The organism is Achromobacter sp. SIMBA_011, from assembly GCF_046535435.1.
GTDB lineage: Bacteria > Pseudomonadota > Gammaproteobacteria > Burkholderiales > Burkholderiaceae_B > Achromobacter > Achromobacter dolens.
The window spans coordinates 116,984-132,165 of sequence record NZ_JAWRWN010000009.1; the positions used below are offsets into that span (position 1 = coordinate 116,984).

General features: G+C 67.3%; 13 protein-coding genes. 8 read left to right on the forward strand and 5 right to left on the reverse strand.

Features of this window, described 5'->3' with window-relative positions:
* Window positions 1-202: 202 nt before the first annotated feature.
* The 5 genes from aroG (at window position 203) to glcF (ending at window position 6,897) form a co-directional block, all read left to right on the forward strand.
* Window positions 203-1,276: a 3-deoxy-7-phosphoheptulonate synthase AroG gene (gene aroG / locus SB816_RS24815; protein WP_054501345.1), complete on the forward strand. Its 1,074-nt coding sequence runs from the start codon at window positions 203-205 to the stop codon at window positions 1,274-1,276.
* A gap of 99 nt (window positions 1,277-1,375) precedes the next feature.
* The gene (locus SB816_RS24820) at window positions 1,376-2,785 is read left to right on the forward strand and encodes an FAD-binding oxidoreductase (protein ID WP_116791078.1); all 1,410 of its coding nucleotides are present in this window, start codon (window positions 1,376-1,378) and stop codon (window positions 2,783-2,785) included.
* A 261-nt stretch (window positions 2,786-3,046) separates the two neighbouring features.
* The gene (locus SB816_RS24825) at window positions 3,047-4,546 is read left to right on the forward strand and encodes an FAD-linked oxidase C-terminal domain-containing protein (RefSeq protein ID WP_054501343.1); all 1,500 of its coding nucleotides are present in this window, start codon (window positions 3,047-3,049) and stop codon (window positions 4,544-4,546) included.
* Window positions 4,547-4,558: 12 nt separating this feature from the next.
* Window positions 4,559-5,662, forward strand: coding sequence for a glycolate oxidase subunit GlcE (gene glcE / locus SB816_RS24830; RefSeq protein ID WP_410547670.1), 1,104 nt, complete (start codon window positions 4,559-4,561; stop codon window positions 5,660-5,662).
* 5 nt (window positions 5,663-5,667) lie between these two features.
* The gene (gene glcF, locus SB816_RS24835; RefSeq protein ID WP_064524175.1) at window positions 5,668-6,897 is read left to right on the forward strand and encodes a glycolate oxidase subunit GlcF; all 1,230 of its coding nucleotides are present in this window, start codon (window positions 5,668-5,670) and stop codon (window positions 6,895-6,897) included.
* An 83-nt stretch (window positions 6,898-6,980) separates the two neighbouring features.
* Here the strand turns inward: glcF and SB816_RS24840 are convergent, their stop codons facing one another.
* The 5 genes from SB816_RS24840 to SB816_RS24860 form a co-directional block, all read right to left on the reverse strand.
* On the reverse strand, window positions 6,981-8,420 hold the full coding sequence (locus SB816_RS24840) for an NAD(P)(+) transhydrogenase (Re/Si-specific) subunit beta (RefSeq protein WP_054501340.1): 1,440 nt from the start codon (window positions 8,418-8,420) through the stop codon (window positions 6,981-6,983).
* Window positions 8,417-8,734, reverse strand: a complete 318-nt coding sequence (locus SB816_RS24845) for an NAD(P) transhydrogenase subunit alpha (RefSeq protein WP_049072509.1) — start codon at window positions 8,732-8,734, stop codon at window positions 8,417-8,419. Before SB816_RS24845 ends, SB816_RS24840 begins: the two co-directional genes overlap by 4 nt.
* A 4-nt stretch (window positions 8,735-8,738) precedes the next feature.
* The gene (locus SB816_RS24850; protein WP_054501339.1) at window positions 8,739-9,857 is read right to left on the reverse strand and encodes a Re/Si-specific NAD(P)(+) transhydrogenase subunit alpha; all 1,119 of its coding nucleotides are present in this window, start codon (window positions 9,855-9,857) and stop codon (window positions 8,739-8,741) included.
* A 185-nt stretch (window positions 9,858-10,042) separates the two neighbouring features.
* A complete protein-coding gene (locus tag SB816_RS24855) occupies window positions 10,043-10,918 on the reverse strand; it encodes an N-formylglutamate amidohydrolase (RefSeq protein WP_410547671.1) in 876 nt (291 codons plus the stop codon).
* 70 nt (window positions 10,919-10,988) lie between these two features.
* Window positions 10,989-11,978, reverse strand: coding sequence for a Bug family tripartite tricarboxylate transporter substrate binding protein (locus SB816_RS24860; protein ID WP_049072511.1), 990 nt, complete (start codon window positions 11,976-11,978; stop codon window positions 10,989-10,991).
* A gap of 190 nt (window positions 11,979-12,168) precedes the next feature.
* On the opposite strand from SB816_RS24860, the gene gcvA reads away from it, so the two are divergent.
* The 3 genes from gcvA (at window position 12,169) to SB816_RS24875 (ending at window position 15,161) form a co-directional block, all read left to right on the forward strand.
* Window positions 12,169-13,089, forward strand: coding sequence for a transcriptional regulator GcvA (gcvA, locus tag SB816_RS24865; protein ID WP_064524172.1), 921 nt, complete (start codon window positions 12,169-12,171; stop codon window positions 13,087-13,089).
* Window positions 13,090-13,101: 12 nt separating this feature from the next.
* Window positions 13,102-14,220: a tRNA 2-thiouridine(34) synthase MnmA gene (gene mnmA / locus SB816_RS24870; RefSeq protein ID WP_054501336.1), complete on the forward strand. Its 1,119-nt coding sequence runs from the start codon at window positions 13,102-13,104 to the stop codon at window positions 14,218-14,220.
* A gap of 122 nt (window positions 14,221-14,342) precedes the next feature.
* Entirely contained in the window at window positions 14,343-15,161 is an 819-nt protein-coding gene (locus SB816_RS24875; RefSeq protein WP_054501335.1) for a sulfite exporter TauE/SafE family protein, read from the forward strand.
* The last annotated feature ends 21 nt before the right edge of the window (window positions 15,162-15,182 follow it).

Genomic DNA, 15,182 nt, shown 5'->3' on the forward strand with positions numbered 1-15,182 from the left:
ATGAAATTCGCTTCCCCCGCCTTTTACTTTTATTTTTTTGGTTTTCTGAAGCCGCTGGCGGAGGAAGGGAAGCGCTCAATCTGAAGTTTGGAAAGAATCCCCCCAAAAAAGCCGCCAGCGAACTGGCGGCTTTTTTTGTGCCGTCAGTTTGAGGAACCCCCCGGGATGCAATCCCGGTGGCGGGAAACCCAGGAGCAGTACCGTGTCACACAATACCGACGACCTTCGCATCCGAGAAATCAAAGAGCTCAATCCGCCCGCGCACGTCATGCGTGAGTTCGCCTGCACCAAGGAAGCTTCCGACACCGTGTTCGCCGCCCGGCAGTCGATGCACCGCATCCTGCATGGCATGGACGACCGCATGATCGTCGTGATCGGCCCGTGTTCGATCCACGACACCCGCGCCGCGATCGAATACGCCAAGCGCCTGAAGCCGGTGCGCGACCGCCTCAGCGCGGATCTGGAAATCGTGATGCGCGTGTATTTCGAGAAGCCTCGCACCACTGTCGGTTGGAAGGGGCTGATCAACGATCCGGACCTGGACGGCAGCTTCGACATCAACAAGGGCGTGCGCGTGGCGCGCGAGCTGCTGCTGGACATCAACAGCCTGGGATTGCCGGCGGGGTGCGAATTCCTGGACATGATTACGCCGCAGTACATTGCGGACCTGGTCTCCTGGGGGGCGATCGGCGCGCGCACGACGGAGAGCCAGGTGCATCGCGAACTGGCATCCGGCCTGTCGTGTCCGGTGGGTTTCAAGAACGGCACGGACGGCAACGTGAAGATCGCCGTGGACGCGATCAAGGCGGCGTCCCAGCCGCACCATTTCCTGTCGGTGACCAAGGGCGGGCATTCGGCCATCGTTTCGACCGCGGGCAATGAAGACTGTCACGTCATCCTGCGCGGCGGCAAGACGCCCAACTACGACGCCGCCAGCGTCGAGGCGGCCTGCCAGGACATGTCCAAGGCGGGCCTGGCCCAACGCGTCATGATCGACGCCAGCCACGCCAACAGCAGCAAGAAGCCCGAGAACCAGCCGCTGGTCATCGAGGACGTGGCGCGCCAGATGGAAGCGGGCGATGCGCGGCTGGTCGGCGTGATGGTCGAAAGCCATCTGCTGGGAGGCCGTCAGGACATGGTGCCGGGCGAACCGCTGGTCTACGGCCAGAGCATCACGGACGGTTGCATCGACTGGGACGCGTCGGTCGCCGTGCTCGATCGCCTGGCCCAGGCCGTGCGCGAGCGCCGCCGGGTCGCGCTGACCTCCGGCAAGTAAGTCCTGATTGCTGCAAGCCGCCCCGTCCGGGCGGTTTGCAGCGCAGCAAGGCGGGCGGCGTAGAATATCCGGATTCCCCCATCCGAGAACCCGCTGATCATGAACGCTCCCTTGCACGCCGAATCGTTGCGCCGCGCGGTGCCGGCCGCTTGTCTCGAGGCCCTGCGCGCCCGTTTTGGCGACCGTTTCTCCGAATCCGCCGCGGTGCGCGAGCACCATGGCCGCGACGAGTCGCCGTACCCCGCGATGCTGCCCGACGCGGTGGTCTTCGCCCAGAGCACCGAGGAAGTCGCCGAGGTCGCCAAGCTGTGCAACCAACACCGCGTGCCGCTGATCCCCTACGGCGCGGGTTCGTCGCTGGAAGGCCACATCCTGGCGATCCAGGGCGGTATCAGCCTGGATCTGTCGCAGATGAACAAGGTGCTGGCCGTCAACGCCGAAGACCTGACCGCCACCGTGCAGGCCGGCGTGCTGCGCAAGCAGCTCAATGAAGAGATCCGCAGCACCGGCCTGTTCTTTCCGATCGATCCGGGCGCCGACGCCAGCCTGGGCGGCATGGCCGCCACGCGCGCCTCCGGCACCAACGCCGTGCGCTACGGCACCATGCGCGAAAACGTCATGTCGCTGACCGTGGTCACCGCCGATGGCCGCATCGTGCGCACCGCCGGCCGCGCCCGCAAGTCCTCGGCCGGCTACGACCTGACCCGCATCTTCGTCGGCAGCGAAGGCACGCTCGGCATCATCACCGAAGTCACCGTGCGCCTGTATCCGCAACCCGAGGCCGTGTCGGCCGCGGTCTGCAACTTCCCCACGCTCGATGCCGCGGTGCAGAGCGTGATCGAGATCATCCAGATGGGCGTGCCGGTGGCGCGCGTCGAGTTCATGGACGCGGCCAGCGTGCGCGCCGTCAACCTCCACAGCAAGCTGACGCTGCGCGAGACGCCGCTGCTGGTGTTCGAATTCCACGGCAGTCCGGCGGGCGTGCAGGAGCAGGCCGAGACCGTGCAGGCCATCACCGCCGAGCATGGCGGCATGGACTTCGAATGGGCCGAGCGCCCCGAGGACCGCAGCCGCCTGTGGACCGCGCGCCACAACGCCTACTTCGCCGGCCTGCAACTGCGCCCAGGCTGCCGCGCCAGCACCACCGACGTCTGCGTGCCGATCTCGCGCCTGGCTGACTGCGTGCGCGACACCGTCGAGGAACTGGACCGCGCCAGCTTCCCGTACACCATCGTCGGCCACGTCGGCGACGGCAACTTCCACGTGCTGATGCTGCTGGACGCCGACAGCGAGCGCGAATGGCAGGAGTCCGAGGCCATCAACCACAACCTGGTGCGGCGCGCCATCGCCGCGGATGGCACCTGCACCGGCGAGCATGGCATCGGCCTGCACAAGATGCAGTTCATGGCCGAAGAGCATGGCGATGACGCGCTGGATCTGATGCGCAGCCTCAAGCATGCGTTCGATCCGAACAACATCCTCAACCCGGGCAAGATCGTTTCCTGGTGAGTCGTCCGGAGGGACGCGGATCAAGGCCGGCGGGGATGACCCGCCGGTTTTTTTTCGGCCAGCGGGAACGGGCAGCCCGCGCGGCCGACAGGCGTTCTCAATGAGTGGGAATGGTGCCGGGGGCGCGACGCGCTTGTCCACGCGATGCGCAGGGGCTTTACGGCTGGTTACTTCTGCGGGGCCGCGCGGCCGTTGGCTGTACGCAGGATGCGGGTAAATCCCGGCCTGCGTCCAGCCAGCGGTCGCGCTATTGTTGCGCTCATGAATTCACTGGTCGAAACCGGCCTGGCACAAGCGCAGGCGCCTTATTCGTTGCAGCAACTCGTCGAGGCGTTGTCGGCCGCGCTGCCGTCGCATTGCGTGCTGTTTCGTGAAGAGGACACGCGCCCCTACGAGTGCGACGGCCTGTCGCTCTACCGCGCATTGCCCGCAGTGGTGGCCTTGCCCGAGACCGAGGAACAGGTGCAGGCGGTGATGCGCATCTGCAAGCGCCTGAATGCGCCGCTGGTGGCGCGCGGCGCCGGCACCGGTCTGTCGGGCGGCGCGATGCCGCACAGCCAGGGCGTGCTGCTGGGCCTGTCCAAGTTCAATCGCATCAAGCACATCGACCTGGCCAGCGCGACCGCGGTGGTCGAACCCGGGGTGCGCAACCTTGCCATTTCGGAAGCCGCGGCGCCCTACGGGCTGTATTACGCGCCCGATCCGTCGAGCCAGATCGCCTGTTCGATCGGCGGCAACGTCGCCGAGAATTCGGGCGGGGTGCATTGCCTGAAATACGGCCTCACGGTGCACAACGTGCTGCGGGTGCGCATGGTCACGATCGACGGCGACGTGGTCGAGCTGGGCTCGGAGGCGCCGGACGCGCCGGGGCTGGACCTGCTGTCGGTGTTCATCGGCTCGGAAGGCATGCTGGGCGTGGTGACCGAGGTGACGGTCAAGCTGATTCCCAAGCCGGCCTGCGCCCAGGTGGTGATGGCCAGTTTCGCCAGCGTCGAGGCCGCGGGCAACGCGGTGACGCGGGTGATCGCCGATGGCATCATTCCCGCCGGGCTGGAGATGATGGACCGGCGCGCGACGCATATGGTCGAACCCTTCGTGCGCGCCGGCTACGACATGGATGCGCAGGCCATCCTGCTGTGCGAATCCGACGGCACGCCAGAGGAAGTGGCGCACGAGATCGCGCGCATGGAAGCCATCTTCCGCGCGGCCGGCTCGACCCGCTGCCAGGTGTCGGCCTCGGAGGCCGAGCGGCTCAAATTCTGGGCGGGGCGCAAGAACGCGTTTCCCGCCGCCGGGCGCGTGTCGCCCGATTACTACTGCATGGACGGCACGATTCCGCGCCGTCATCTCGCCCGGGTGCTGGGCGCCATCGAGCAAATGGAAGACGAGTTCGGCCTGCGCTGCGCCAACGTGTTCCATGCGGGCGATGGCAACCTGCATCCGTTGATCCTGTTCGATTCGAATAAACCGGACGAAGTGGAACGCGCCGAGAAGTTCGGCGCGGCCATACTCGAACTGTGCGTGCAGGTGGGAGGAACCGTGACTGGAGAGCACGGTGTGGGAATGGAGAAAATAAATCAAATGTGCGTGCAATTCTCTCGCGAAGAACTCGACGCGTTCCTGGCGGTCAAGCGGGCATTCGATCCGCCGTGCCTGCTCAACCCCGAAAAGGTCATCCCTACGCTGGCCCGCTGCGCCGAGTACGGCAAGATGCACGTACACGCGGGCGAGCTGCGCTTTCCGGATCTCGCACGCTTCTAGGACGTCCCTCCCATGGATTTCGTCCTGTCGGAATTGTGCGACCAGGTCATGACGGCTCGCGCCGGTCACAAGCCGCTGTTCGTCATGGGCGGCGGCAGCAAGGCGTTCTACGGCAACTACCGGCCAGTGACGCCGCAGGATGGCCATTGCCTGCTCGACATGACCCCGTATCGCGGCATCGTCAGCTATCACCCGTCGGAACTGGTGGTGACGGTCAGGGCCGGCACGCCGCTGGCGGAGCTGGAGGCGGCGCTGGCCGAACACGGCCAGATGCTGGCCTTCGAGCCGCCGCATTTCTCGCCCGCCGCCACCGTTGGCGGCTGTGTGGCCGCGGGCCTGTCGGGACCGCGCCGCATGAGCGCCGGCGCCTTGCGCGACTTCGTGCTTGGCGCGCAGTTGCTGGATTCGGACGGCCGTGTGCTGTCGTTCGGCGGCGAGGTCATGAAGAACGTGGCGGGCTACGACGTGTCGCGGCTGCTGGCCGGTTCGCATGGCATCTTCGGCGCGATCCTCGAAGTGTCACTCAAGGTCGTGCCTCGGCCGATGGAGGAACTGACGCTGGCGTTGCCAGCGACGCAGGCCCAGGCGCTGGCCAGCTTCGCCCTGTGGCGCGGCAAACCCTTGCCGATTTCGGCGACCAGTTGGGTCGGCGGCGCTGACGAGGAAGGCCAGATGCATGTGCGCCTGTCGGGCGCGCCGCCGGCCATCGCCGGCGCGCGGCAGGTGATCGGCGGCGATCCCCTGGCGCCGGAGGCGGCGCAGGCCTGGTGGACCGGCTTGCGCGAACAGACCCATCCGTTCTTCGCGCCGGGACAGCCCTTGTGGCGGCTGGCTTTGCCGCCGACGGCGGCAGCGATCGGCAGCGGGCGGGCCCTGCTGGAGTGGGGCGGCGGCCAGCGCTGGCTGTCGGGGGCGCGGGACGCCACCGAGCTGCGCGAACTGGCGCAACGGCTGGGCGGCCATGCAACGCTGTTCCGTCCGGCCGGCACGCGGCCGCCGGCCGACGGCGTGTTCCATCCGCTGTCGCCGGGCGTGGCGTTGATCACGCGCCGCCTCAAGCAAGAACTCGATCCGGCGGGGTTGTTCAACCCCGGCCGGCTGGTCCTGGAGCTATAGGCATCATGCAAACCAATCTGGCAGCCTGGGCCCGCGATACCGATCTGGGCAAAGAGGCCGATGCGATCCTGCGGCGCTGCGTGCATTGCGGCTTCTGCACGGCCACCTGTCCGACCTACCAGGTGCTGGGCGACGAGCTCGACAGCCCTCGCGGCCGCATCTACCTGATCAAACAGGTGCTGGAAGGCGCCGAACCGACGCAATCGACCCAACAGCATCTGGACCGCTGCCTGACCTGCCGCAATTGCGAAACCACCTGCCCGTCGGGCGTGGAATATGGGCATCTGGTGGACATCGGCCGCCAGATCGTCGAGGAGCGGGTGCCGCGGCCGTGGGCCGAGAAGGCCAAGCGCAAGATGCTGCGCCGGGCCATGCTGTCGCCGCTGTTCGGGCCGGCCATGCGCCTGGGGCAGGCGGTGCGCGGCGTCCTGCCGGAATCGCTCAAGCGCAAGGTGCCCGAGCGGCGTCCGGCCGGCGCGTTGCCGCAGGTGGAGGGCCACACGCGCCAGGTGCTGATGCTGGCCGGTTGCGTGCAGCCGTCGATGATGCCGTCGATCGACGCCGCCACCATCCGCGTGCTCAACGCCATCGGCATCGGCGCGCGCATCGCGCCCGGCGCGGGCTGCTGCGGCGCGGCCAGTTTCCACCTGGACGCGCAGGCGGCCGCGCTGGACCAGATGCGCGCCAACGTCGACGCGTGGTGGCCGCTGGTGCGCGATGGCGCGGTCGAGGCCATCGTCATGAATGCATCGGGCTGCGGCGCCATGGTCAAGGAATACGCCCATCACCTGCGTCACGATCCGGCCTACGCGCAGCGCGCCGCGGACATCGTGGCGCTGGTGAAGGATGTGGCGGAAATCGTCGCGCCGCAGGCCGATGAGCTACGCCAGCGACTGTCGGAAAAGCGGGTGCGGGCGGCGTTCCATCCGCCCTGCACGCTGCAGCACTGGCAGGGCCTGCGGCCTTTGTCGGAGCGGTTGCTGGCCGATCTTGGCTTCGAGCTGCAGCCGTTCGCTGAACAGCACCTGTGCTGCGGCTCGGCCGGGGCCTATTCGGTGCTCAATCCGGAGATCGCGCTGGCGCTGCGCGACCGCAAGCTGGGCGCCATCGCGCCGGCCGCGCCGGATGTGATCCTGTCGGCCAACATCGGTTGCATCGGCCATTTGCAGAGCGGCACCGGCACGCCGGTGCGGCACTGGATCGAAGTGGTGGACGAGCAACTGGCCCGCGCCTAGGCCGGCCGCCGCGTCGCGGGAATCCTCTGGAGCGCGCGTCGGGGAAAGACGCCGCGATGCGCACGCATCGCGGCGCCGGCGCATCATTCCACCGCCTTGACCATGTCTTCCAGCACTTTCTTGGCGTCGCCGAAGACCATCATCGTGCGGTCCATGTAGAAGAGCTCGTTGTCCAGGCCGGCGTAGCCCGAAGCCATCGAACGCTTGTTCACGATCACGGTGCGGGCCTTGTAGGCTTCCAGGATCGGCATGCCGGCAATCGGCGACTTGGGATCGTTCTTGGCCGCCGGGTTGACCACGTCGTTGGCGCCCAGCACCAGCACCACGTCGGTCTGGCCGAACTCGCTGTTGATGTCTTCCATCTCGAAGACCTGGTCGTAAGGCACTTCCGCTTCGGCCAGCAGCACGTTCATATGGCCCGGCATGCGGCCGGCGACCGGGTGGATCGCGTACTTGACCGTCACGCCGCGTTCGGTGAGCTTTTCGGCCAGTTCCTTGAGCGCGTGCTGGGCGCGCGCCACCGCCAGGCCGTAGCCCGGCACGATGGTGACGCTCTCGGCGTTGGTCATCAGGAAGGCCGCGTCGTCAGGGCTGCCCGACTTGACGCTGCGTTGCTGGCCGCCGCCCGCCGCCGCGGCCTCGCCGGCCTGGCCGCCGAAGCCGCCCAGGATCACGTTGAAGAACGAGCGGTTCATCGCCTTGCACATGATGTACGAGAGGATGGCGCCGGACGAACCCACCAGCGAGCCGGCGATGATCAGCATCGGGTTGTTGAGCGAGAAGCCGATGCCCGCCGCCGCCCAGCCCGAATAGCTGTTCAGCATCGACACCACCACCGGCATGTCGGCGCCGCCGATCGGGATGATGATCAGCACGCCCAGCACGAAGGCGATCAGCGTCATGATGATGAACGGAGTCCAGGCCTGGGTCAGCATGAACCACACGCCCATCGCCAGCATCAGCAGCGCCAGCGCCAGGTTCAGCATGTGCTGGCCGGCGAACACCACCGGCGCGCCCTGGAACAGCCGGAACTTGTACTTGCCCGACAGCTTGCCGAAGGCGATCACCGAGCCCGAGAAAGTAATGGCGCCGACGAAGGTGCCGATGAACAGTTCGAAGCGGTTGCCGGTGGGGATCAGCGTGCCGGCGGCGACGATGCCGAAGGCGTGCGGCTCGGCCACCACCGCGACCGCGATGGCGACCGCCGCCAGGCCGATCATGCTGTGCATGAATGCGACCAGCTCGGGCATCTTGGTCATTTCGACGCGCTTGGCCATCAGCGTGCCGATGGAGCCGCCGACCAAAAGGCCCAGCAGCACCCAGCCCAACCCGATGCCGGCGGTGCCGCTGCGCGCCAGGCCGACGATGAGCGCGCCGGTGGTCAGCACCGCGATCGCCATGCCGGCCATGCCGAAGGCATTGCCCAGGCGCGACGTTGTTGGATGCGACAGGCCCTTGAGCGCCTGGATGAAGCAGACCGACGCAATCAGGTAAAGCAGCGTGACGAGGTTCAGCGAGATCATTTCGCGTCCTCCTTGGCCGGCTTCTTCTCTTTCTTCTTGAACATCTCCAGCATGCGCCGCGTGACCAGGAAGCCGCCGAACACGTTGACCGCGGCCAGCGCCACGGCGAACACGCCCATGCCGCGCGCCAGTCCGCCTTCGGTCAGCGCCGCCGCCAGCATGGCGCCGACGATGATGATGGCCGAGATCGCGTTGGTCACCGCCATCAATGGCGTGTGCAGCGCGGGGGTGACGTTCCAGACCACGTGGTAGCCGACGTAGATGGCCAGCACGAAGATGATGAGATTCATCAGGGTGGGGTTGATCGCTTCCATGCTGTCAGCTCCTGCGCGTCACATTGCCGCCTTCGCACACCAGGCAGGCCGCCACGATTTCATCGTCGCGCTGGATCGCCAGCGCGCCGTCCGCATTGATGATGAGTTTGAGGAAGTCGAGGATGTTGCGGGCGTAGAGCGCCGACGCGTCCGTCGCGACCAGGCCGGGCAGGTTGGTCAGCCCCACCAGGGTCACGCCGTGCTTTTCGACCACCTTGCCTTTTTCGGACAGCGGGCAGTTGCCGCCGCGCTCGACCGCCAGGTCCACCAGCACCGAACCGGGCTTCATGGCCGCGACGGTTTCGGCCGACACCAGCGTCGGCGCGGGCCGGCCCGGGATGAGCGCGGTGGTGATGACGATGTCGGCCTGCTTGCAGCGCTCCGACACCAGCGCCGCCTGCCGCGCCATCCAGGCCGGCGGCATGGGGCGGGCGTAACCGCCCACGCCCTGCGCGATCTCGCGTTCCTCGTCGGTCTCGAACGGCACGTCGATGAACTTGGCGCCGAGCGATTCGACCTGCTCGCGCGCGGCCGGCCGCACGTCGGAGGCCTCGACCACCGCGCCCAGGCGCTTGGCCGTCGCGATGGCCTGCAGGCCTGCGACGCCGGTGCCCAACACCACCGCGCGCGCGGCCTTGAGGGTGCCGGCGGCGGTCATCATCATGGGGATCAGGCGGCCGTAGTGGTGGGCCGCCAGCAGCACGGCCTTGTAGCCGGCCAGGTTGGCCTGCGACGACAGCACGTCCAGGCTCTGCGCGCGGGTGATGCGGGGCGCGGCTTCCAGCGCGAAGCCGGTCAGGCCGGCCGCGGCCATCTGCGCGAGGCCCTCGGCGTCGAAGGGATCGAGCATGCCGATGACCACGGCGCCGGCCTTCATCTGCGGCAGTTCGACCGCGGAGGGCGCGCGAACCTTCATGACCAGCTCCGCCCCCAGGGCCTCCTGGGCGCTGCCGAGCGTGGCGCCGGCGGCCTCGTAGGCTTCATCCAGATAGCGCGCCGCGGTGCCCGCGCCACGCTCCACGACAACGGTGTGTTTGCCGCCCACGTACTTCTTGACGGTCTCCGGTGTTGCTGCGACACGGGTTTCCCCGTCTCGGGTTTCCCTTGGTATCCCGATGTGCATCGACGCCTCTCCTCAGAAGGTTCGCCGTAGTTATAACGGATATACGCGCCGGGGAGGAGTTTGCGCGCCGTCCAAAAGAAAAGCCCCATGGGGTTAACCATGGGGCTTTTGGGGCTCGCGCCCCGGTCATACCGGCCAGACTGACAACGGGCTGCTGGCCGGCACTGGCGCGCAGGCGTCCGGCGTCAGGCCGTCTGCGCGCGAGTCCAGTCGATCAGCGCGGCGGTGAGGTCGCGCAGGTCTGCCTTGAGGCGGCCATAATTGGCCGACGGACGCAGGCTGATCTCGTCCATGTAGAGCTTGCGGTTGATCTCGATCTGCAGGCTGTGGCGGCCTTCTTCAGGGCGGCCGAAGGCGCGCACCAGTTCGACGCCCTTGTAGGGATCGTTCACGGTCACGTTGTAGCCGCGCTCGCGCAGCCAGGCCGCGATGAATTCGCGGAAGGCCGGGTCGCTGGTGCTGCCGTCGCGGTCGCCCAGCACGAAGTCGGGGTGGATCAGGCCGGGACGGTCGGTGGCGTAGGCACCGGCGACGCTGGGCATGGAGTGGCAGTTGATGTGCCAGACCTTGCCGAACTTCTGGTGGGCGCTGTCGAGCACCTGGCCGAGGGCGGCGTGGTACGGCTTCCAGCAGGCCTCGATGCGGTGCGTCACTTCCTCGACGCTCAGCTTGCGGTCGTACAGCGGCGTGCCGTCATCCAGCATGCGCCAGATCAGGCCCTTGCCCAGCTTGACCTTGGGCGAGGCGTTGACCGCGCCGGGCCAGGCCTGGTCCAGCAGCAGTTCGTCGATTTCGTCGGGGGCGCGATTGGCGTCGATATAGGCGCGCGGAAAGCTCGCGGCGATCATGGGCACACCCATGTCGATGGCGTCGCCCCACAGATCGTCAACCCAGGTGTCCTCGGCCGTGCGCAAGGCGCCAAAATCGACCGCGGGCGCGAAGTCGGGCGGGTAGGTGGTGCCGCTGTGCGGGGAGTCCAGCACCAGCGGGGCCGAGGGCGCCGAGTTCGGATATTGCTGCGGGAGGTCGAGCCGATAGGACAGGGGTTGGGTAATTCGCATATGGGGGTATTGCGTTCGTGAATCGGAGATCCCCGCGCGCCGCGCGGGCGCAGCGGGGATCGAAGATCGCTCAGTCGATCTTCACATTGGCTTCTTTGGCGATGCGCTTGTTCTTGGCGATCTCGGCCGAGATCTGCTTGGCAAACGCTTCCGGGCTGTTGGCGGCCGGTTCGGCGCCCAGCGCTTCCAGGCGCGACTTGACGTCGGCTTCGGCGCTGACCTTCTGCACGGCGGCGTTCAGCTTGGCCAGGATCGGGGCGGGCAGCTTGGCCGGGGCGACCAGGCCAAACCACGAGGCGTCGTTGACGGCGGGCAGGCCGACTTCGGCGAAGGTGGGCACGTTCGGCAGGCTGGCCACGCGCTTGGGCGAGGCGACAGCCATGGCGATCAGCCGGCCGGACTGCACGTGCGGCAGGGTGGACGGCAGGTTGTCATACATGACGTCGACCTGGCCGGCCAGCGCGTCGTTCAGCGCCGGGCCCACGCCACGATAGGGCACGTGCATCAGGTCGGTGCCCGAGGCCATCTTGAACAGTTCGCCCATCATGTGCGAGACCGAGCCGTTGCCGGCCGAGGCGTACGTCAGCTTGCCCGGCTGGCTCTTGGCCAGCTTGATGAACTCGGCCATGTCCTTGGCCTGCACCTTCGGGTTGATGGTCATGATGTTCGGCACGGCGGCCAGGTTCGAGACCGGCGTGAAGTCCTTCTCGCCATCGAACGGCAGGTTCGGGTAGATGGCCGGGTTGATGCCGTGCGTGCTGACGGTGGCGATGCCCAGTGTGTAGCCGTCCGGCGCGCTGCTGGCGACGAAGGCGCTGCCGATGGAACCGCCGGCGCCGCCGCGGTTTTCCACCACGACGGTCTGATTCAGTTCCTTGCCGAGCTTGTCGGCGAACAGGCGGCCGACGATGTCGGTGGTGCCCCCGGGCGGGAACGGCACGATCAGGCGGATCGGCTTGCTCGGGTAGGCGTCCTCGGCATGGGCGATGCCCGAGGTCAGCGGCGTGGCCAGGGTCGCGGCGGCGACACACAGGCCCAGGACTACATTACGGCGTTGCATGAATTCCCCTATGAATTGGAACGCGGATGCGCAAAAGGCAGACGCAAACAGCAAGATTCTTTCGTGCAACCCTAGTTTGCACAAACGAAAGTTTCTCCTTAAGCTATGACTTTTTTTCATGCCTCTCTTTCGGCGGAGTTTCTTTTTGTAACTTCGCCTGCCGGAAACCCCGGTGCGGAGGCGCTATCCCATGAGACGGTTCTGTCCTTCCCTCACCGACCTGCAGGCTTTCGAAGTCGCCGCCAGGCATAGCAGCTTCACCCGCGCCGCCCAGGAACTGTGCGTCACGCAGGGCGCAGTGAGTAAGCAAGTGAAACACCTGGAGGAGTTCGTTGGCGTCGAACTATTCCTGCGCATCAGGCAAGGCCTGGTCCTGACCGAGGCCGGCCGCAGCTATCTGACCAAGGTGCAGGCCGGGTTGGGGCAGATCGAAGCCGCCACCGTCGAGCTGATCGCGCACCAGGGGCAGGGCGGCACGCTCAACCTGACCTGTATGCCGACCTTCGGCGCGCGCTGGCTGATTCCGCGTCTCACGGCTTTCATGCGGCTGCGGCCCGACATCCACGTGGAATTCCTGCCGCATCGCCAGGGCTATGACTTTTCCTCGCCCGAACTGGACGCCGCCGTCCGTTTCGGCGAAGGCATCTGGCCGGGCAGCGGCGCCGACTACATCGTCGGCCGCGAGATCCTGCCGGTCTGCAGCCCGCGCCTGATTCCGGGCGGCTGTAGCACGCCGGCGGACCTGCTGGCCTACCCCCTGCTGCATCACACCTCGGCCCTGGAAGGCTGGCGCGACTGGTTCGAGCAGGCCGGCTGCGACAGCCGGCGCAGCCTGGAAGGAGCGCGCTTCGACCAGTATGCGCTGCTGTCGCAGGCGGCAGCCGCCGGTTTCGGCGTGGCGCTGATCCCGCGCTGCCTGATCGAGGACGAACTGCGCGACGGCAAGCTGGCGGTGGCGATGCAGCTACCGATCCGCGCGCGCATGGGCTATTACCTGTGCTACCCGGACCAGAAGGCCAACCTGCCGACGCTGCAGGCGTTCCGGACCTGGCTGATGGAGGTCTCGCGGGCGGCCGAGCCGCAGCCGCAGGACGCGGCCAGCCCACAGTAAAATGGCATCATCATGAGTCAAACATCCACCAAGAAGGGCCGCGTTGTCGTCGGCATGTCCGGCGGGGTCGATTCTTCGGTCACCGCCTGGCTGCTCAAGCAGCAAGGCTACGAGGTCGTCGGCCTGTTCATGAAGAACTGGGAAGACGACGACGATTCCGAATACTGCTCCACCCGCCAGGATCTGCTGGACGCGGCCAGCGTGGCCGACCTCGTCGGCGTGGAATTCGAATACGTCAATTTCGCCGCCGAATACAAGGACCGCGTGTTCGCGGAATTCCTGCGCGAATACTCGGCCGGCCGCACGCCCAACCCGGACGTGCTGTGCAACGCCGAGATCAAGTTCAAGGCCTTCCTCGACCACGCCATGGCGCTGGGCGCCGAACACATCGCCACCGGCCATTACGCCCGCGTGCGCGAAGTGGCGGCCGAGGGCGGCGGATCGCGCTTCGAGCTGCTCAAGGCGCTGGACGGGTCCAAGGACCAGAGCTATTTCCTGCACCGGCTGAACCAGGCGCAACTGTCGCGCACCCTGTTCCCTCTGGGTGAGATCCACAAGACCGAAGTGCGCCGCATCGCGCACGAGATCGGCCTGCACAACGCGGCCAAGAAGGACTCCACCGGCATCTGCTTCATCGGCGAGCGGCCGTTCCGCGAGTTCCTCAACCGCTACCTGCCGACCGAGCCGGGCCCGATCCTGACGCCCGAGGGGCAGAAGGTCGGACGCCACGAGGGCCTGTCGTTCTACACGCTGGGCCAGCGCAAGGGCCTGGGCGTGGGCGGCGTGAAGGGCCGTCAGCGCGAGGACGGCACGGCCGAGGCCTGGTACGTGGCGCGCAAGGATCTGGAACGCAACGTGCTCTACGTGGTGCAGGGGCACGACCATCCCTGGTTGCTGTCCGGCTCGCTGCGGGCGCAGGACGTCAGTTGGGTGGCCGGGCAGGCGCCCGCCGCCGGGGAATACGGCGCCAAGACGCGCTACCGCCAGGCCGATGCGGCTTGCCGGCTGGGTGATGCGACCGCCGCAGGCTTCACGCTCGACTTCGTCGAGCCGCAATGGGCGGTCACGCCCGGGCAATCCGCGGTGCTTTACGATGGCGATATCTGCCTGGGCGGCGGCATCATCGTCTAGGCAACCCGGCCCGCCACGGGCCGCCGCCATACCGATAGCAGTTCCAGCCAGGCCCCGCGGGCGTCGCGTCCGCGGGGCCTGGCTCATGAAAAACGGCGCACGCCGACAACGAGGAGAGGGATGTGGATGTAACGATGGTGATTTGCCTGCTGGCGCTGGGCGCGGTAGCGGGTTTCGCGGCGGGCTTGCTGGGCATCGGCGGCGGCATGCTGCTGGTGCCGTTCCTGACGATGCTGTTCGCCTGGAAGGGCATGCCGGCCGACCTGGTGGTGCACGCCGCCATCGCCACCTCGATGACCTCGATCCTGTTCACCTCGATCTCCAGCGTGCGCGCGCACCAGCAGAAGGGCACCATCAAATGGCCGATCGTCTGGGCCATGGCGCCGGGCATCATCCTGGGCGGCCTGCTGTCGGGCGGCGCGGTGTTCGCGGCGCTCAGCACCCTGTGGCTGTCGCTGTTCTTCGCGCTGTTCGTGGGCTATTCCGGCTGGAACATGCTGCGCAACAAGAAGCCCAAGCCGAGCCGCCAGATGCCCGGCGTGATAGGCACCAGCGCGGCCGGCGCCGGCATCGGCTTCCTGTCGGGGCTGGTGGGGGCGGGCGGCGGCTTCCTGTCGGTGCCGTTCATGGTCTGGTGCAACGTGGCGCTGCACAACGCGGTCTCGACCTCGGCGGCGCTGGGCTTTCCCATCGCGCTGGCCAACAGCATCGGTTACGTCGTGTCGGGCCTGAACGAGGGCGCGACCCGACCCGGCATGCTGGGTTACATCTACTGGCCGGCCCTGCTGGTGCTGGTGTGCGTCAGCGTCCTGACGGCGCCGCTGGGCGCGCGCATGGCGCACCGCCTGCCGGTGCAGACGCTGAAGCGGGTGTTCGCCTGCCTGCTGTTTGCACTGGCGGCCTACATGCTGTTCAAGGCCGGCCAGGCATTCTCGGCCTGAGCCGGACGTGAAACCGGCCGC